This is a genomic window from Bradyrhizobium jicamae (assembly GCF_018130695.1).
Taxonomy (GTDB): Bacteria; Pseudomonadota; Alphaproteobacteria; order Rhizobiales; family Xanthobacteraceae; genus Bradyrhizobium; species Bradyrhizobium jicamae_B.
In genome coordinates, this window is sequence record NZ_JAFCJX010000025.1 from 67325 (window position 1) to 85307 (window position 17983).

The 17983-nt window shown below is 65.2% G+C and carries 14 protein-coding genes; 3 read left to right on the forward strand and 11 right to left on the reverse strand.

The window, feature by feature from the left end; translation table 11 throughout:
* The first annotated feature begins 278 nt into the window (after nucleotides 1-278).
* Nucleotides 279-1619, forward strand: coding sequence for a Rieske 2Fe-2S domain-containing protein (locus JQ604_RS30450; protein ID WP_212364391.1), 1341 nt, complete (start codon nucleotides 279-281; stop codon nucleotides 1617-1619).
* A 152-nt stretch (nucleotides 1620-1771) separates the two neighbouring features.
* Here the strand turns inward: JQ604_RS30450 and JQ604_RS30455 are convergent, their stop codons facing one another.
* Genes JQ604_RS30455 through JQ604_RS30465 form a run of 3 tightly spaced genes read right to left on the reverse strand, consistent with a single transcriptional unit; the run spans nucleotide 1772 to nucleotide 4719 of the window.
* Complete coding sequence (locus JQ604_RS30455) at nucleotides 1772-3379, reverse strand: Na+/H+ antiporter (RefSeq protein WP_212364392.1); 1608 nt, start codon at nucleotides 3377-3379, stop codon at nucleotides 1772-1774.
* 59 nt (nucleotides 3380-3438) lie between these two features.
* On the reverse strand, nucleotides 3439-4296 hold the full coding sequence (bla, locus tag JQ604_RS30460; protein WP_212364393.1) for a class A beta-lactamase: 858 nt from the start codon (nucleotides 4294-4296) through the stop codon (nucleotides 3439-3441).
* Nucleotides 4297-4344: 48 nt separating this feature from the next.
* Nucleotides 4345-4719: a nuclear transport factor 2 family protein gene (locus JQ604_RS30465; protein WP_212364394.1), complete on the reverse strand. Its 375-nt coding sequence runs from the start codon at nucleotides 4717-4719 to the stop codon at nucleotides 4345-4347.
* A 98-nt stretch (nucleotides 4720-4817) separates the two neighbouring features.
* Between JQ604_RS30465 and JQ604_RS30470 the strand changes: the two genes are divergently transcribed.
* Complete coding sequence (locus tag JQ604_RS30470) at nucleotides 4818-5246, forward strand: GFA family protein (RefSeq protein WP_212364395.1); 429 nt, start codon at nucleotides 4818-4820, stop codon at nucleotides 5244-5246.
* 34 nt (nucleotides 5247-5280) lie between these two features.
* On the opposite strand, the gene JQ604_RS30475 is transcribed toward JQ604_RS30470, so the two are convergent.
* Complete coding sequence (locus JQ604_RS30475; protein ID WP_249158899.1) at nucleotides 5281-5691, reverse strand: hypothetical protein; 411 nt, start codon at nucleotides 5689-5691, stop codon at nucleotides 5281-5283.
* 193 nt (nucleotides 5692-5884) lie between these two features.
* Here JQ604_RS30475 and JQ604_RS30480 point away from each other — a divergent pair, with 193 nt between their 5' ends.
* Nucleotides 5885-7813, forward strand: coding sequence for a caspase family protein (locus JQ604_RS30480; RefSeq protein WP_212364396.1), 1929 nt, complete (start codon nucleotides 5885-5887; stop codon nucleotides 7811-7813).
* Between the two features lie 157 nt (nucleotides 7814-7970).
* On the opposite strand, the gene JQ604_RS30485 is transcribed toward JQ604_RS30480, so the two are convergent.
* The 7 genes from JQ604_RS30485 to JQ604_RS30515 form a co-directional block, all read right to left on the reverse strand.
* Nucleotides 7971-10076 (reverse strand): S9 family peptidase, encoded by a 2106-nt coding sequence (locus tag JQ604_RS30485; RefSeq protein WP_212364397.1) that lies wholly within the window; start codon nucleotides 10074-10076, stop codon nucleotides 7971-7973.
* Between the two features lie 186 nt (nucleotides 10077-10262).
* Nucleotides 10263-11990: an ABC transporter permease gene (locus JQ604_RS30490; RefSeq protein WP_212364398.1), complete on the reverse strand. Its 1728-nt coding sequence runs from the start codon at nucleotides 11988-11990 to the stop codon at nucleotides 10263-10265.
* A 313-nt stretch (nucleotides 11991-12303) separates the two neighbouring features.
* Nucleotides 12304-13368 (reverse strand): ABC transporter substrate-binding protein, encoded by a 1065-nt coding sequence (locus JQ604_RS30495; protein WP_212364399.1) that lies wholly within the window; start codon nucleotides 13366-13368, stop codon nucleotides 12304-12306.
* A 22-nt stretch (nucleotides 13369-13390) separates the two neighbouring features.
* On the reverse strand, nucleotides 13391-14443 hold the full coding sequence (locus tag JQ604_RS30500; protein WP_349631159.1) for an ABC transporter ATP-binding protein: 1053 nt from the start codon (nucleotides 14441-14443) through the stop codon (nucleotides 13391-13393).
* A gap of 239 nt (nucleotides 14444-14682) precedes the next feature.
* Nucleotides 14683-15867, reverse strand: coding sequence for a pyridoxal-phosphate-dependent aminotransferase family protein (locus tag JQ604_RS30505; protein WP_212364401.1), 1185 nt, complete (start codon nucleotides 15865-15867; stop codon nucleotides 14683-14685).
* Between the two features lie 200 nt (nucleotides 15868-16067).
* Nucleotides 16068-16817, reverse strand: a complete 750-nt coding sequence (locus tag JQ604_RS30510; protein WP_212364438.1) for an LssY C-terminal domain-containing protein — start codon at nucleotides 16815-16817, stop codon at nucleotides 16068-16070.
* 307 nt (nucleotides 16818-17124) lie between these two features.
* Nucleotides 17125-17850, reverse strand: coding sequence for a thermonuclease family protein (locus JQ604_RS30515; protein ID WP_212364439.1), 726 nt, complete (start codon nucleotides 17848-17850; stop codon nucleotides 17125-17127).
* Between the last annotated feature and the right edge of the window lie 133 nt (nucleotides 17851-17983).

Genomic DNA, 17983 nt, shown 5'->3' on the forward strand with positions numbered 1-17983 from the left:
GTGTCCCTCCAAGTGCAGTTCGCAAATCGAAATTTTTTGTGCCCTTAAATACGTAGCATCAGCCGCCCAAAAACTCTGTGTCTGACGGGTCACAGCCGGCAACATTCAGCAGCCGTATCTCTTTGTTTTTAAAGGTAAAATCGTCCTTATATATGCACGCTTAGGTGCAGATACGGTAAAGGACGTGAATTGCGGAGTTCCTGGACGGGGCGCGTTGACGCCCTGGAGGGCCTACGACAAGCTCCTGCAAAATCAATAATCAATCCGGAGGTACGCCCATGCTCCGCGCCGAAGACAACAAGTTCCTCACCGAATCGGGGGCGGGGACGGGAATGGGCGAACTGCTGCGCCGGTTCTGGATTCCGGTGCTGCTCTCCAGGGAACTGCCCGAGCCGGACGGCACCCCGAAAAAGATCGTCGTGCTCGGCGAGGAGCTATTGGCCTTCCGCGATACGCGCGGCGTGGTCGGCGTCATCGATCAGTATTGCCCGCATCGCGGCGCCAATCTCTGGCTCGGCCGCAACGAGGAATGCGGCATCCGCTGCGTCTATCACGGCTGGAAGTTCGACACGTCAGGCGCCTGCGTCGACATGCCGACCTCCTATCCGGACCTCAACGCCAAGGACAAGATCCGCATCAAGTCCTATCCGGTCCGCGAATGGGGCGAGATGATCTGGGCCTATATGGGCCCGGCCGAAGCGATGCCGGAATTGCCCGCGCTGGAGATGGCGCTGCTGCCGGCCTCGCATCGCTACGTCACCAAGAAATGGCAGGACTGCAACTGGGTGCAGGCGGTCGAAGGCTCGATCGACACCGCGCATTTCACCTTCGCGCATCTCTCCTTCGAAAAGGAGGAGAACGAGATACTCGACATCAAGAAGCATTTCGTGAATCCGCTGTCGCGGGTTGCGACCGAGCACATGCGCTGGATCGCGGAAGACCCGCGGCCGGTGATCAAGATCAATCCGCATGACGCGGGGCTAACGGTCGCGGGCGGCCGGCTCACCGGCAGCGACAACATCTATTGGCGCATCGCCCAGTTCCTGATGCCGTTCCATGCCTATGCGCCGAGCTCGATGCCCGGCGAGAACATGTTCGGCCAGACCTTCGTGCCCGTGTCAGACACCAATTGCTGGATCTACACCTACGCCTGGAATCCGCATCGCCCGCTGACCGAGGCCGAGCGCATCGGCTACGACAATGGCAACGGCGTGATGGCCGTGGTCGACGAGAACTATGTGCCGCTGCGCAACAAGGGCAACGACTATCTGATCGATCGCCAGCTGCAGAAGACCAAGAGCTACACCGGCATCAAGGGCGTCTCCGAGCAGGACGCCGCCGTGCAGGACAGCCAGGGCCCGATCGCCGACCGCACCCGCGAGCATCTCGGCCCGACCGATCTCGGCATCATGCATTTCCGCAAGCTGATGCTGGAAGCCGCACGCGCCCTGCAGCAGGGCGAGGCCCCGCCGCATGTGAAGCGGCAGGATCGGTACACGGTGCGCTCGGGGGCTTGCGTGACCAGCAAAACGAAGGATCTGACCGCAGTGATGATCGAGCGCTTCGGCGATCCCGCGGGATTTGTCGGTGGTCCCGGGCAGAATGCTGCGGCGGAGTAAGAACGAGCAGTAGCCGCATAACAACCGTCGTCCTGGCGAAAGCCAGGACCCATTACCACCATTGCAAATTATTGGAGCGCGCTGTCGCCCCAGCCTTCGCCAAACGCACATTTGGGGGTAATGGGTCCCTGGCTTTCGCCAGGACGACGGAATCACAGCGGCATCTTCCGATACTCGCGATTTGCCAGGCTCGCCTCCTCCAGATCCAGGTCGCGCTCGATCCGTCGCCGCGTCTCGTCGGTGATCTTGCCGTCGCGCAGCAGGGCGTGGATGAACTGCCGCTCCGCGGTGATCAGCTCGCGCGTCAGCGCAGTGCCGGCGGCGGAGGCGTCGTGCTTGTCGGGGTCGAGCGAGTCGGGCAGCTGGTTGATGCGGATTTCGTGTCGCGAGCGCAACAGCTTCACCACCTCATCCGATAGCTCGCGATCGTCGGTGATGGCATCGAGCGATCGCAGCGCCGCCGCCAGTGCCTCGCGCCGCGCCGCGATCTCCGATTCATGTTCCGCGATGTGCTCGCTGCGGCCGTCTTTGGCGATGCCGAGCCAGCGCACCACCGGCGGCAGGGTGAGGCCGAGCCCGACCAGCGTCACCAGGATGACGCCGAAGGCGACGAACAGGATCAGGTCGCGATAGGGAAAGGGATCGCCGCTCGGCAGCGTCAGCGGCAACGCCAGCGCAGCCGCGAGCGAGACGGCGCCGCGCACGCCGGTGAAGGCGACCACGAACACCGCGCGCCATGACGGCAGCGGATCGCGTTCGCGCAGTTGTTTGTTGATCGCACGCGGAAGATAGGTGCCCGCGAACACCCAGAGGAAGCGCGCAACAATGACCATCACGGCGACCAGCGCTGTCACGGTCAGGATGTCATACAGAAAAAACGCCTTCGATTTCTCGAACAGCAGGCGCATCTGGAAGCCGGTCAGCAGGAACAGCAGGCCTTCGATCAGGAAGATCACGAGGTCCCAGAAGAAGATGCCCTGCAGGCGCGTCGCCGCCGAGATCAGCAGCGGGCCGTTCCAGCTCATGTAGAGCCCGCAGGCGACGGTCGCGATCACGCCGCTGCCGCCGAAATGCTCGGGAATCCAGTAGGCGAGATAGGGCGTGATCAGCGACAGCGTGATCTCGACCTGCGGGTCGCGGGCGCGGCGGCGGGCGCGCAGGCTGAGCCAGCCGATCGCCGTGCCGAACGCCAGTTCGCCGGCGACGATGACGAGGAAGGTGCCGGTCGCCTTCGGCAGCGAGAACAGCCCGGTCGTGATCGCGGCCAGCGCGAAGCGGTAGAGGATCAGCGCGGTGGCGTCATTGGCGAGCCCTTCGCCCTCGAGCACGACGAGGATGCGGCGGGGCATGCCGAGCTTGCGCGCGATCGCAAGCGGCGCCACCACGTCGGGGGGAGCGACGATGGCGCCGAGCAGGAAGCCGATGCTCCAGGGCAGGCCGATCAGGTAATGCGTCGCGGCCGCGACCATCGCGGCGGTGAAGATCACGCAGCCGACCGAGAGCAGGATGATCGGCCGCAAATTGGCTTTGAACTCGCGCCAGCTCATCGCGACGCTCGCCGAATAGATCAGCGGCGGCAGCACCACCAGCAGCACCAGCTCCGGCGGCAATTCCAGCGCCGGCATGCCCGGCACGAAGGCCAGCACGACGCCGACCAGCAGCAGCAGGATCGCCGGTGCGACATTGATGCGCCGGGCCAGCAGGGCGGCGCCCGCCAGCACCCCGAGCAGGAAGAGAAAGATCTGAAATTTGGCTTCCATGGTGCGGTTCACTTCGCCCGGAAGCCGGCGCAGGTCAACAGGGCCAGCGCGTACGCTGATCAGCCCAACTTTTGCGCCACCATTTCGCCGATCGCCGCGAACACCGTCTGCAGATCGGCTGACGTCGGATTGCCGCCTTGCGTATAGGCCGCGATCAGCACGGCCTGGTCCGGCTTCGGCCAGACCACGGCGATGTCGCCGGAGGCGTCCTTGCCGTTGTTGCCGGTCTTGTCGCCGATCGTCCAGTCCTTCGGCAGGCCGCCGCGCAGGCGATTGGCGCCGGTCTTGCAATTCACCATCCAGTCGGTGAGCCGCGCGCGCGAGTCCGCCGAGAGCGCTTCACCGACGATCAGGCGGCGCAGATTGCCGGCCATCGCCGATGGTGTGGTCGTGTCATGGGGATCGCCCGGCGGCGAGCGGTTGAGCTCGGGCTCGTTGTGATCGAGCCTCGAGGTGGTGTCGCCGAGCGCGCGCCAGAATGCGGTCAGCGCTTCCGGCCCGCCGATCCGCGCCAGCAGCAGATTGGCGCAGGTGTTGTCGCTGAGCTCGACCGCGCCCTTGCAGAGGTCTGAGATCGACATCGCGCCGGACGACAGGTTCTCCTTCGCCACCGGCGCGTAGTCGAGCAGGTCGGCCTTGGTGTAGGAGATCCTCTCGTCGAGCCGGTCCTGCCCGCGATCGACTCGCGACAGCACGCAGGCCGCGAGCGAGGCCTTGAAGGTACTGCACATCACGAAGCGCTCGTCGGCGCGCCAGCCGAGCTTGCTGCCGGTCGCAATATTCTCGGCGTAAACGCCGATCTTGCCGCCGGTCTTGCTTTCGTAAGTCGCGAGCGGCGGCGGTGCGCCTTGCGCGAGCACCGGCCCCGCGGTGAGCCAGCCGAGGCCGGCCAGCAGGGTGCGTCGATCCATCATCATGGGCGCGTTAGAGCAACGCGTTGCGATGGAATTGAGGCGGCGCGCGCGTCAGTCGCGCAGATCGTAGCGATAGGATTTCGACACGATCTGCCAGCCATCGGCGAGCTTCATCGCCACCAGATAGTCGGTGAAGTAGCGCGGCGGCAGCTGGCAACGCACCTTGATGAAGGCGGTTTTCTCATCGGAGCGGTCGATGGTGACGATGAAATCCTCGCGCGGCTTGCCTTCGGCTTTCGCCGACGGCCGCTTGCGCACCCAGGCGAGCCAGTCCGGCACGGTCAGGATCTTCAGCTCGCCTTTTTCCACCCAGCGCAAATCGGCGGAGGGATGGAACGCCTCGGCGAGCTTGTCGGCATTACCCTCATAGAGGGCGTCGAAATAGGTCTGCACCACGGCTTCGACGCTGGATCGGCTCGCACTCATGAATTCCTCCCGGCAGGCGAAATTGATCTGACCGAGTTTAGCCATGACGCGCGCGATTGCGCTATGGGTTATCTTGACATCTGCGTGAGGGATTGGCCGTGACCGGATCAACGGAAGCGAATGCTCGCATCCTGGTTGGAGAATGCTACTGCCGCGCCGTGCGCTATGAGGTGGCGGACGCGTTCCGCTACGCGCTGAACTGCCACTGCCCGGATTGCCGCCGCACCACGGGCTCGGCGTTCAAGCCGTTCGCCGGCATCGAGCGGGAAAAGCTTCGCGTTGTCGCCGGCGCCGACGATCTCCTGATCTACGGCGGCGAGACCAATCACAACGCGCATTGCCGGCACTGCGGCTCGCTGCTCTATTCACTGGTGCGCGACGGTGTTTTCGTCCATGTCACGATGGGCACGCTGGTCGATGCGCCCACGATCCGCCCGACCGCGCACATCTTCGCCGGCTCCAAGGCGCCGTGGCATGAGATCACCGACGGCCTGCCGCAATATCAGGGCCACGTGACCAAGACTTGAATGACCAAGACTTGAGGAATAGACGGCGGCCCGGCTAGTTCGTGATGGCAGACGAGACCGTCCGCGTCGGGGTGGCCTCGTTCGGTCCGAGCGAGAAGGCCAGCTCGATATTGTCCGCGCGCTCCTTGAATTCCCGGGCGACCGCCGCCCGCGTCAGTTCGGCCACCTCGCGCAGCGGCTTGTCCCCGACCATCTTTGGGAAAGTGACGCTGACGTTCTTGAGCCGGCCATTGGTCCAGTTGAAGCCGACGTCGGGCTTCACACCGACCGTGCCGGCAAGCTCGTTGGCCACCGCCTTGCAGTGCTTGAAGCCGTCGATCATGACCTCGACCATCTCGCAGCCGGCTAAGGTCGTGGCGAGCAGGGCCACGGCCGCGATCCGGCGCGTGATGCGGCCCCATCCCGCTGCCCTGGCCGATGGAACTGCCGCCTTGAACTCCCGCATTGCCGCCTCCGCGCCAAATCACGACACCTCCGGCCCGCAGGATGCGAACCAAAGGCCTGCTCCTTGGACTAACGAGAGGGCGGTCTGGTTCAAGGCCGTGGACCGATCGTGAGGCACCTCACAAAGCCGCGCGCTCGCTTCTGGTAGTCAGTCCGGTGTGGTAGAAAAGTCCTTTAGTTCCGGAAGCATGACCATGACGACATCCTTTGCATTGAACCGATTGGTCCTGGCCGCAGCCGCCCTGCTGCTGCTTGCCTGCGGGCCTGCCTTCGCCGAGAAGCGCGTGGCGCTGGTGCTGAGCAACGCCGCCTACCAGAACGTCACCCCGCTGACGAACCCCGTGAACGACGGCTCCGTCATCGCCCAGACGCTGAAGAATGCCGGCTTCGACATCGTGGACTTCCGCCGCGACATGCCGGCCGCCGAGACTCGCCGCGCGCTGCGCGATTTTGCCGACCGCGCCCGCGATGCCGACATCGCCGTGGTCTATTACGCCGGCCATGGCATCGAGGTCGACGGCGCGAACTATCTGATCCCGGTCGACGCGCGGCTGGAGCGCGACACCGACGTGTTCGACGAGGCGCTGTCGCTCGACCGCGTGCTGGTCGCGATCGAGCCCGCCAAGAAGCTGCGGCTCGTCATCCTCGACGCCTGCCGCGACAACCCCTTTGCGAAGACCATGAAGCGCACGGTCGCGACGCGTGCGATCGGGCAGGGCCTTGCCAAGGTCGAGCCGACCAGCCCGAACGTGCTGATCGCCTATTCGGCGAAAGCCGGATCGACCGCGGCCGACGGCGACGGCAAGAACAGCCCGTTCACGATGGCGCTGTCGCGGCATCTGACGACGCCCGGCCTCGATGTGCGCCGCGCCTTCGGCTATGTCCGCGACGACGTGCTCAAGACCACCAACAACCGGCAGGAGCCTTTCGTTTACGGCTCGCTCGGCGGCGAGGACGTGCCGCTGGTTCCGGCGCCCGCCAAGCCCGCCGCACCGGTGGCGGCGGCGCCCGCAGCCCCCGTGCCCAATCCTCAGGCCGAGGTGCGCCGCGACTATGAGCTCGCGCTGCAGATCGGCAACAAGAGCGCGCTGAACGCCTTCCTCGCGCAATACCCCGACGGCTATTACGCCAACCTCGCCAAGCTGCAGCTCGACAAGCTCGCCGCCGAGGATGCCCGCGTCGCGGCCACCGAAAAGGCGCAGCTCGCCGAGCGCGAGCGCGTGCGGCTCGCCGCCGAAGGCGCGCAGAGGACGCAGCAGGCCAAGGCCGAGGCTGACGCCAAGGCCGCCGAGCAGGCCCGGATCGCGGCCGAAAAGGCCAAGCAGGCCGCGCAGGAGCAGGCCACCGCCGCCGAGCAGAAGCGCGTCGTCGCCGAGAAGGCGCTGGCCGATCGCACCGCCGCGGACAAGGCTGCAGCCGACAAGGCCGCCGCCAACCAGGCAGCCGCCGTGCCGCCGCCAGCCGCGCCGCCGCCCGCCGACAAGAAGGTTGATCTCGCCGCGCTGACCGACGGCTCGCCGCAGGCTGATGTGACGAAGTCGGTACAGACCGAGCTGCGCCGCGTCGGCTGCTTCACGGGCAATGTCGACGGCGACTGGAACGCGGCCGCGCAGCGCTCGCTGACGCAGTTCAACCGCTATGCCGGCACCAAGCTCGACGTCAAAATCGCAAGCGTCGACACGCTCGATGTCATCAAGCTGAAGCAGGCGCGGGTGTGTCCGCTGGTCTGCGAGCGCGGCTACAAGGCCGACGGCGATCGCTGCACGCGGATCACCTGCGCCGAGGGCTCGTTCCTCAACGACGACAATGAGTGCGAGAAGCGCCGCGAGAAGAAGCCGGTCGCCAAGCGCGACGACCGTGATGATCGCGCCTCGCGCCGCGATCGTCGCGTCCGTCCGGCCGAGATTGAAGCCGATCTGCCACCGTCGGCGGCGCCGCCGCGGGCACGTGAGCGCGCCCGGTCGCAGTTGAGCGCCGGTGCAGGCGGCGGCGGTGGTGGAGGTAGCACGGTCTGCGACAGCCGCGGCTGCCGCGCCGTCTCCCGCGGTTGCCACATCGAATACAAAGGCGGCGGCGGCCCGGCCGACAGCTTCGGCAACGGCAACGTCGAGGTGTGCCGATAAGTCCTTCTTCGCCTCTCCCCGCCTGCGGGGAGAGGCCGGATCGCATCGTAGATGCGATCCGGGTGAGGGGGAGCCTCCGCGACTCCGCCTCTCACAATTTTTGCGGATGCAGCCCCTCACCCCAACCCTCTCCCCGCAAGAGCGGGGCGAGGGGGCGTTAGACCTCCACCTTCTCCGCCATCCCCACCGCCCACAGCGCGAACGCATAGACGATCGCGACTTCGTCCAGCCGGTTGAATCGCCCCGAGGCGCCGCCGTGGCCGGCGCCCATGTTGGTGCGGAGCAGCACCGGCCCGCCGCCGGTCATGGTGGCGCGCAGCCGTGCGATCCATTTCGCCGGCTCCCAATAGGTGACGCGCGGATCGGTCAGCCCGCCCATCGCCAGGATCGCGGGATAATCCTTCGCCGCGAGATTGTCGTAGGGCGAGTAGGACAGGATGGTGCGGAAATCCTCCGCGCTCTCGATCGGGTTGCCCCATTCCGGCCATTCCGGCGGCGTCAGCGGCAGGGTGTCGTCGAGCATGGTGTTGAGCACGTCGACGAACGGCACTTCGGCGACGATGCCGGCGAACAGCTCGCCGGCGCGGTTGGCGACCGCGCCCATCAGCATGCCGCCCGCCGAGCCGCCATGGCCGACGATGCGCTTGGCACGCGAGTATTTCGCCTCACACAGCGCGCGGCCTGCTGTGGCAAAATCATCGAACGAGTTGGTCTTCTTCTCGCGCTTGCCGTCGAGATACCAGCCCCAGCCCTTGTCGGCGCCGCCGCGGATATGCGCGATCGCATAGACGAAGCCGCGGTCGACCAGCGACAGGCGGTTGGCCGCGAACGAGGCCGGCATCGCCATGCCGTAGGAGCCGTAGCCATAGAGCAGCAACGGTGCCTTGCCGTCGCGGACGAGATCCTTGCGATGCAGGATCGACACCGGCACCTCGGCGCCGTCATGCGATCTGGCCATGATGCGCGTCGTGACGTAGTCGGCCGGATCGTGGCCGGACGGAATCTCCTGCCGCTTGCGCAACAGGCGCGTCCGCTTCGCCATGTCGTAGTCATAGACTTCCGACGGCGTCGTCATCGACGAATAGGAGAAGCGCAGGTTGGTGGTCTCGAATTCGTAGGAGCCCATCGTATCCAGCGAATAGGCGGCCTCGTCGAAGGCGATCGCATGCTCCTCGCCCGAGGCGAGATCGCGGATGATGATCGCCGGCAGTGCATTGGCGCGCTCCAGCCGCACCATGTGGCCGGCGAACAGCTCGACATCGAGCACATAGATGCCCGCACGATACGGGATCAGGTCGCGCCAGTTGGCGCGCTCGGGCGCGGCCAGTGGCGCCTTCACCACCTTGAAGTCGATGGCATCGTCGGCATTGGTCAGGATGAAGAGCTCTTCGCCGCGATCGGCGATCGAGTACTGCACGCCGTCCTCGCGCGCCGCGACCATGCGCGGCGGCGTGTCCGGTTGCGCGAGATCGATCAGCCGCTGCTCCGAGGTTTCGTGATCGCCGCCCGCGATGACGCAGAAGCGGCCGCTCGCGCTCTCATGCAGATGGGTGAACCAGCCGGAGTCCGGTTCCTCATAGATCAGGATGTCGTCGTCCTGCTTTGTGCCGAGCTTGTGCCGCCACACTTGCATCGGCCGATGATTGTCGTCGAGCTTGACGTAGAAGAAGCTTTGGGAGTCCGCAGCCCAGACCACGCCGCCATCGGTCTCCTCGACGAGATCGTCGAGGTCGGCGCCATCGGCCCAGCGGCGCACGCGGATCGAAAAATATTCCGAGCCCTTGGTGTCGGCGGTCCAGGCCTGCAGGCTGTGATCGGGCGAATGCCGGCTGCCGCCGAACTTGAAATATGTGTGGTCCTTGGCCAGCGCGTCACCGTCGAGCACGACATGCGCCTCGCCGCCGTCGCGCGGCGTGCGGCCGAACATCTCATGCTGCCCGCCTTCGCGGAATTTGCGGAAATAGGCGAACGGGCCATCCGGCGACGGCACGCTGGAATCATCTTCCTTGATCCGCCCGCGCATCTCCTTGACGAGCTGCTTCTGCAAGCTGCCGGTGTGGCCGAGCAGGCTCTCGGTGTAGTCGTTCTCCGCTTCAAGGTACGTGCGGATATCGGGATCGAGGATCGACGGGTCCTTCAGCACCTCCTGCCAGCGCGGATCCTTGATCCAGGCATAGTCGTCGGTCACCGTGATGCCATGCGTGGTGAAGGAATGCGGCCGGCGCGGCGCGGTCGGGGCGATGGTTTTGCTGGATTTGGTCACACGATCCTCATAGGCAGGGTATCGCCTTATATCGGGATCAATGGGGTGATTGCCAGATGCGAGACTCTCGTGTCCCGGACGCGCTGCAGCGTGTAACGCTGCTGCGCAGAGCCGGGACCCAGCTGCCATGGGCCCCGGCTCAGCACTGCACCGCTGCGCGCTGCAGTGCGTCCGGGGCACGAGTGTCTACCCGTTCCGCACCTTCGTGGCCCCGCTGCCGCCGAACATCGGAATCTGGTTCACCGCCAGCACCACGCCGAAGGTGATCACCAGCATCGCAATGCCGAGCACGGCGATCGCGGCGAGGTCGCCGCTTTCGTTGAGGTCGTAGATCAGCACCGACAGCACCTTGGTCTGCGACGTAAACAAAACGATCGCCGCCGACAATTCGCGCATCACGCCGATGAAGATGAAGCACCAGGTCGCGATCACACCGGTGCGCAGCAGCGGCGCCGTGATCTGCCACAGCGCCTGCAGCCGACTCGCGCCGAGGATGCGGCTCGCTTCTTCCAACTCCGGATGAACGGTCGCGAACGCCGCCTGCAATTGCTGATAGGCCGACGGCAGGTTGATGGTGAGGAACGCGATCAGCAGAATCCATAGCGTGCCGTACAGCACAAACGGAGGGCGCGTGTAACTCAGGAACAGGCCGACGCCGAGCACGATGCCGGGGACGGCGACTGGCGCGGTGGCGAGGAAGCCCAGCACGCGGTGGCCCGCGATGACGCGCCGCGTCGTCACATAGGCGATGACGAGTGCGAGGATCGTGCCGATCGTCGCGGTCGATGCGCCCAGGATCACCGTGTTCTTCAGCGCCAGCTGCGTCGATGACAGCTCGGTGAACACGAAGACGATGTTGTGCAAGGTGAAGGTCGACGGCGTCACCAGCGTCGTCGCATTCGGCGAGAACGCGGCGTTGAGCAGCGCCGAATAGGGCAAGAACACCGGGTTGAGCAGCACCAGCAGGCAGAAGCCGAGTGCGGCCCAGCGCCATCCCTTCAATTCGACCCGGCGCGGCGCGCCATATTTGCCGCCGATCACCGAATAGCCGCGCCGCCCGAGCAGGAACTTCTGGCCCTGCAGCAGCAGGATGGTCAATAGCAGCAGCGGCACCGCGGCGGCCGCGGCCTGCTCGAGCTTCGGCGGATACTGGAACAGGCTCCAGATCTTGGTCGTCATGGTATGGAAGCCGGCCGGCAGCGCCAGGATCGCCGGCGAGCCGAACAGCGTCATCGCCTGCAGGAAGGCGATCAATGCGCCCGCCACCAGCGCCGGCAGCGCTAAGGGAATCGTCACGCGCCGCGCGGTGGTCCACGCCTTGGCGCCGAGGATTGCGGAGGCATCCTCCAGCTCACCCGGCATGGTGTCGAGCGCATTCGCCACCAGCACGAACACGAACGGAAACGTGTAGCAGGAGATCACGAAGATGATCCCGGTCATCGAATAGATGTCGAACAGCGCATCGGCATCGCTGCCGGCGAACACGCGATAGAGCTGGTTGAGCAATCCCGAATTCGGCGCCGCCAGCAGCTCCCACGCGACCGCGCCGAGGAACGGCGGCGTCACGAACGATGCCGTCACCAGCGCGCGGATGATGTGCCGGCCGGGCATGTCGGTGCGCGACACCAGCCAGCTGATGGGCGCGGCGACGATGCAGCAGATCAGCGCGGATGTGGTCGCGATGATCGCGGTCGTCCCCAGCGGGTCGAGGAAATCGGGGTTGGTGAACAGCGTGACGAAATTCTGCAGCGTCGGATGCCGCGCTTTGTCGGTGAAGGCGAACACCGCGAGCCAGGAGAGCGGCAGCAGGATGAGCAGGATCAGGACGGCGGCGAACAGCCACAGCACAGGGCGTGTCCAGTCGATGCGGGATTTCGGGGCGGAGGTGGTGGTGGTTGTGGTGACTGCTGTCATGTTGACCCGGAGCGCTGCTCTATCTTTCCCCTCTCCCCGTTCTTCACGGGGAGAGGGTTAGGGTGAGGGGCTGCTTCAACGAGCACGGTGCGCGGAGAGTCCCCCTCACCCGGAACGCATCTGGCGATGCGTTCCGGCCTCTCCCCGCAGGCGGGGAGAGGCGAAGGGAGGTCGTGTCGACGTTTTGCGCTCATGCACGAATCCATTCTATCCCCTCATCCTGAGGAGCGCGGAACGCGCGTCTCGAAGGACGAGGCCACAGTCGGGCCGCATGGTTCGAGACGCCGCTGCGCGGCTCCTCACCATGAGGGTTTTAGACTTTGAACAACCGCGCATAGCGCGTCTTGATGTCTTCCGTCATCGCTTCCACGCCGGCCGGATCCTCCTTCATCAGCTTGATGTCGCCGAGCTTGTGCCGCCCCGGCTTCGACTGCACCTGCGCATGCACGGAATATTGCGCGGTGAAGTCGACGAAGAACTGCTGGGTCTCGCGGGTGTGGAACCAGGCCTGGAACAGCTTGGCTGCGTTCGGATGCGGCGCGCTGGCGAAGATGCCTGTTGGACCCGAGATCGACGGCGTGCCCTCGGCAGGGTACACCGGCTCGACCGGCTGTCCGGCTTCCTTCAGCAGCACGATGCCATACTCATTGCCATCGGCCATCACCGCGCGCTCGCCGAGCGACAGCTTCTTCGGCGGATCGGTCGAGGACTGCACCTGCATCACGCGCTGCTTCGCCAGCTTTTCCAGATACGGCCAGCCGAGCTCGCGCACGAGCTGGAACGTGGTGGTCATGATGGTGCCGCTATAGGCCGGATGGCCCTTCACCATCTTGCCCGCCCATTTGGGATCAAGCAGGTCGGCAAAGCTCTTCGGCGCATCCTCCGGCTTCACCAGATTGGTGTTGTAGGCGATCGACGACAGCCACAGACGAGATGTCGCGGACATGCCGTCGGGATCGCGATAGCTTTCCGGAAAATGCTTCGCGACATCCTCCGGCACGAACGGCATCATCCAGCCGTTTGTCTTCCAGGGGATGAAGTGCGAGGCGTCGGCGCTGTTGACGACGTCGGCGGCGTAGATTTTCGAGTCGAACTCCTGCGCGACGCGCTGGAACAGCCGCTCCGAGCCGGAGCGCTCGATCTGGATGGTGATGCCGGGATAGGCCGCCTCGAACGCCTTGCCGAGCTTTTCGCCGACCGGGAGATCCATCGACGAATAGAAGACGAGCTTGCCTTCCTTCTTCGCGGCATCGATCAGCGCAGGCGTGATCGCGACCGGCTCGGGCGCTGCGGCGCGGATCGGCGAGGCGAATACGGTCGACGCAGCCAGCGCGGCCGAGCCTGTCAGGACACTGCGTCTGGAAAGTCTTCGCCGCATCACGTCTTCGCTTTTCTTGGTGTTATCGGCTGAGCGCGCGGCAGCGCTCGGGCGGTAGGGTCAGCCAAACCTCGCTGCCCTTGTCGACCGCCGTCTCTGTCGGGGTGGTCACGCGCAGCGAGGTGCCGTCAGCCGTCTCCACCATGTAGTCGCGGCCGATGCCGAGATAGACCTGGCGCGTCACCGTCGCTCTGATCGCGTTCTGCGGATTGGCCGGCGCCTGCGTCGTGAGATGAATCTCATGCTGGCGGATCGCGACCGGCGCGGTGGCGCCGGCTACGAGCTTCGCGCCGACCACCTGCAACGTCGCGCCGGCGAATGAGACGTGGTTCTCGTCGCGCGCTGTGCCCTTGATGACATTGGCGGCGCCGATGAAGCGCGCGACGAACTCGGACTCCGGCCGCGCGTAAATGTCTTCGGGCGAGCCGAGCTGATCGATCTTGCCGGCGTTCATCACGGCGATCAGGTCGGCTGTCGTCATCGCCTCGGCCTGATCATGGGTGACGTAGACCGTGGTGTAGCGATATTCGTCGTGCAAACGGCGGATCTCGAACCGCATCTCCTCGCGCAAATTGGCGTCGAGATTGGACAGGGGCTCGTCCAGCAGCAGCGTCTCGGGGCCAACGATCAGCGCGCGCGCCAGTGCCACGCGCTGCTGCTGGCCGCCGGAGAGTTCGCCGGGATAGCGCTGCGCCAGCGCCTCGAGTTTCGTGGTCGCCAGGATCGCCGCGAGCTTCTTCGCAATGGTGTCGCGGTCCAGCTTGCGCAAGCGCAGGCCGTAGACGATGTTCTCGGCCACCGTCATGTGCGGCCACAGCGCGTAGCTCTGGAAGATCATCGACATGTTGCGCTGCTCGGGCGGCAGCGTCTTCGCTTTCGACGAGACGATGCGCTCGCCGACGCGGATCTCGCCATCAGATGGTTCGAGGAAGCCCGCGATCAGCCGCAAGGTCGTGGTCTTGCCGCAGCCGGACGGGCCGAGCAGGCAGACCAATTGTCCATGATCGATCGTGAGCGAGACATCATCGACCGCAACAAACGAGCCAAATCGCTTGATCAGTCCGCGCAACTCCACCGACGCCAAGCGACCCCTCCATCTCACATTGTCGCAGGGATCTCCGCCCGGCTTCGCGGGCAGTAAAGCTGAAAACGATGGGAACGGAAAGTGTGCGCGCTGTCCTCATAATGGCGAACACCAATGCGCATTCGTCATTGCGAATTTGTAGGGCGGGTTAGCGAAGCGTAACCCGCCGCTTCCCTATCCGCGGCGCGATGGCGGATTACGCTGCGCTAATCCGCCCTACGACTTATTGCTTACGCGCTCACACTCTCGCCGAGCCACTGCACCGCGGCGTCGGTCCCGCCCTTGCCGTGCGGAATCTTCAGCGCGTTGAGTGCGACCTCGACGACGCCGAGCGTGCCGAGCACCATCGGCGCGTTGACGTGGCCCATATGCGCAATGCGAAACGCCTGGCCCTCCAGATCGCCGATGCCGGTGCCGAGCACGACGCCGCATTTGTCCTTGGCGTAGCGCCGGATCGCGGCGGGATCGGCGCCCTTCACCGTCACCGTGGTCACGGTGTTGGAGCGTTCCGACGGCTCGTCGATGTTGAAACCGAGCACCTGGCCTTCGCCCCATACCGCGACCGCGCGGCGCACGGCTTCGCCAAGCAGGCGATGCCGCTCGAACGCATTCTCCAGGCCCTCGGCATGGATCAGGTTGATCGCCTCGCGCAGCGCGAACAGCAGATGCACCGGCGCGGTGCCGGCGTATTTGCGATAATTCTCGGTGCCTTCGCGCTCGCTCCAGCTCCAATAGGGCGTCGCCATGTTCGCCTTCTTGTGCGCTTCCTGCGCGCGATCGTTCGCTGCGACGAAACCGAGGCCGGGTGGTGTCATCAGGCCCTTCTGCGAGCCGGACATCGCGACGTCGATGCCCCATTTGTCCATCTCGAACGGCACGCAGCCGAGCGATGCCACGGTGTCGACCATGTACAGCGCCGGATGGCCGCTCGCCCTGATCGCCTTGCCGATCGCCTCGATGTCGTTCTGCACGCCCGAGGCGGTGTCGATCTGCGCGACGATGACAGCCTTGATCTTGTGCTCCTTGTCACGGCGCAGGCGCTCTTCGACCTCGTGCGGCCGCACCGCGCGGCGCCAGTCGCCCCTGAGCACCTCGACCTCGGCGCCCATCAGGGATGCCGCATGGCCCCAGCCGATCGCGAAGCGGCCGCTTTCGAGCACCAGCAGCTTGTCGCCGCGCGACAGCACGTTGCTCAGCACGGCTTCCCAGGCGCCGTGGCCGTTGGCGATGTAGATGTAGGACTTGCCCTTGGTCGCGAACAATTTCGAGAGGTCTCTGATCAGGCTCTCGGTCAACCCAGCCATCTCGGCGGAGTAGATGTCGATCGCCGGACGGTGCATGGCCTGCAGCACAGAATCGGGCATCGTGGTGGGTCCCGGGATGGCCAGAAATTCCCGGCCCGCGCGAACGGTCATTGTCGTCAGTCCTTGTCGGTGAATCCACAAATCGAGGGGTGGTGTCACAATAGGGCATCGGCGCCGTCATTGCGAGCGCAGCAAAGCAATTCAGGGTCTCAAAAAGCTGGGAGCGCCCATGCCATGGGGTTGATCGATCAGAGCGTTTTCGAGCGAAGTGGGTTCCGGTTCGCGTTAAGAAGACGCGTCAAGACAAGGTCTCACTTTCCGATCGCCTCGACCACCGAACGCCAGACCTGATCCTTGAACTCCGTCATGGCCGGGCTCGGGATCGCCTCGACCGGCGCATCGTTCTTCTTGCAGGCTTCGACCAGACGCAGCACCCAGATTTCGCCGTCGGTGTAATAGAGATCGCCGCCGCCATTGCGTCCCGTGAAGGTCGGCCCGATCCCGGCCACCTGATATTTTGCGGTCACCATCCTGGCCGCCTCGAGATCGCCGGCGAGCGTTGCGCGCTCGGCATCGAGATCGGCGCTGATGTGATGCGTCACCGCGCCGGTGTAGTGACTGACGCCGACGCCGCGATCGAGCGTCGCCGCGCCGAGCCACACCGGGCGCTTCTCCTCGCCTTGCTCGAGCACCTTCCAGAACCGCACATGGTTGCGGCGATCGGCACTGGAGCCGACCGGCTTCTCGAAGGCGAGATCCTCGCGGCGGTCGAGATAGAAGAGATTGCTGACCGGCGCGTCCTTGTAGGGACGATCGAGCAGCACGCTGCCCACGATCTCGATCGACGATTTCAGCGTGATTGGATCGGCCGGATACCAGCCGGCCTCGTGCATCGCGCAGACCAAATCCTTCTTGTCGCCGATCAGGCCGACATTCATGGGATCGCCCGGAATGCCCTGCGCGGTGCGCGTCACCATCGGCAGATCGGCAAGCCCCTTCTGGTGCTCGTAATGCTTCCAGAACGCCGGCAGCGCCAGATACGCCGCGAGCAGATAGATCATCAGGATGAGCGCCAGCGACAGCTCGATGCGCCGGATGCGGTCGCGCCGGCGCGGGGTGGGCGGGTTGGATGGAAGGTCGGTCACTGCCGTAGCTCTTCACCTCTCCCGCTTGCGGGTGAGGCTGTTCTTCTCACAAAAAGAGTGTCGCAAGCGGCTTGACCCCCACCCCACCCTCCCCCTTTCAGGGTGAGGGAGCCCTCGGCCGGTGCCAGACTCACGTTGCTGCACCTCCCCTTGAAAAGGGGAGGTCGGTTTGCGCGGCAAGCGCAAACCGGGTGGGGATCAGGTCCCTCCGCAGCGAAAGCAATCAGCGCCGCGTCTCGCGGCAGCCGGCGGCTTCGGCTTCTTCTACCGAGCAGAACCAGCGCGTGCCTTTGCTGATCTTCATCTCGATCTTCGCATACCAGCGGCTGGTCGGCTGGTGAAAGATGCACTCGCCGGAGCTATTGACGTTGCCCTTGATGGTGCAGTCGGGCGAGGGGGCAACCGCGCCAGATGCCGACGCCAGCAGGATTGCCTTGGCGTTCTCCGGCGGCTTGGTGGCGCCGAGCACGGCGGTCTTCTTGTTGCGCACGCGCCAATCCCATGGCGCGATGAAGGCGCCCTGCCACATCCCCGCCTTGGCCTCGCGCGCGACCTTCTCGTCCGCCTCGTAATCATGCGAGATGCGGGTGAAGGCCAGCGCCCAGCCGTTGGTGACCAGCCATTTCTGGATGTCCTCGCCGTCGACCTCGCAGCGCGCGATGGTGCGGCCGCGGCGGTCGACCGAGCGGGTGTGGCAGGTCCAGCTTTTGCTGCCGACATGCTTGATCAGCTCGTCGCGCGCGGCGACGCCGCAGGTCCAGCGCTCGCCCTTGGTGTTGAGGCAGAGCTGGTCGGTCGAGGGCGCATCGATGCCGCCGAGGCGGATGCGCGTGCTGCCGATCTGGATCTGGTCGCCGTCGCGGATGCGCGGCACGCCTGATATATCGGCCGCATGCGCCAGCGTCGGCAGCGAGACGAGGAGGGCAGCGGCGAACAGCGTTTTCAGCATCGGCGGTCCCGGCCAGTGAGCGTTCAAGCGTCAATCCCTGCGGATTTTGCGGGCAATTCGGCCGCGGTGCCAGTGGCGTGGCGTCGCGGCGGGTTTCAACTTCGCGTCATCCCCCGGTTTGTTGCTGTAGGAT

Bases quoted from the DNA above. Each gene is read 5' to 3' on its own strand.
- JQ604_RS30465 (WP_212364394.1), bottom strand. From the start codon at position 4,719: ATGAGTGCGAGCCGATCCAGCGTCGAAGCCGTGGTGCAGACCTATTTC.
- JQ604_RS30510 (WP_212364438.1), bottom strand. From the start codon at position 16,817: ATGATCTATCTGCTCGCGGCGTATCTGGCGCTGCCGGCGTTCTGGAAG.
- bla (WP_212364393.1), bottom strand. From the start codon at position 4,296: ATGATGATGGATCGACGCACCCTGCTGGCCGGCCTCGGCTGGCTCACC.
- JQ604_RS30450 (WP_212364391.1), top strand. From the start codon at position 279: ATGCTCCGCGCCGAAGACAACAAGTTCCTCACCGAATCGGGGGCGGGG.
- JQ604_RS30475 (WP_249158899.1), bottom strand. From the start codon at position 5,691: ATGCGGGAGTTCAAGGCGGCAGTTCCATCGGCCAGGGCAGCGGGATGG.
- JQ604_RS30505 (WP_212364401.1), bottom strand. From the start codon at position 15,867: ATGACCGTTCGCGCGGGCCGGGAATTTCTGGCCATCCCGGGACCCACC.
- JQ604_RS30480 (WP_212364396.1), top strand. From the start codon at position 5,885: ATGACGACATCCTTTGCATTGAACCGATTGGTCCTGGCCGCAGCCGCC.
- JQ604_RS30490 (WP_212364398.1), bottom strand. From the start codon at position 11,990: ATGACAGCAGTCACCACAACCACCACCACCTCCGCCCCGAAATCCCGC.
- JQ604_RS30455 (WP_212364392.1), bottom strand. From the start codon at position 3,379: ATGGAAGCCAAATTTCAGATCTTTCTCTTCCTGCTCGGGGTGCTGGCG.
- JQ604_RS30515 (WP_212364439.1), bottom strand. From the start codon at position 17,850: ATGCTGAAAACGCTGTTCGCCGCTGCCCTCCTCGTCTCGCTGCCGACG.
- JQ604_RS30495 (WP_212364399.1), bottom strand. From the start codon at position 13,368: ATGCGGCGAAGACTTTCCAGACGCAGTGTCCTGACAGGCTCGGCCGCG.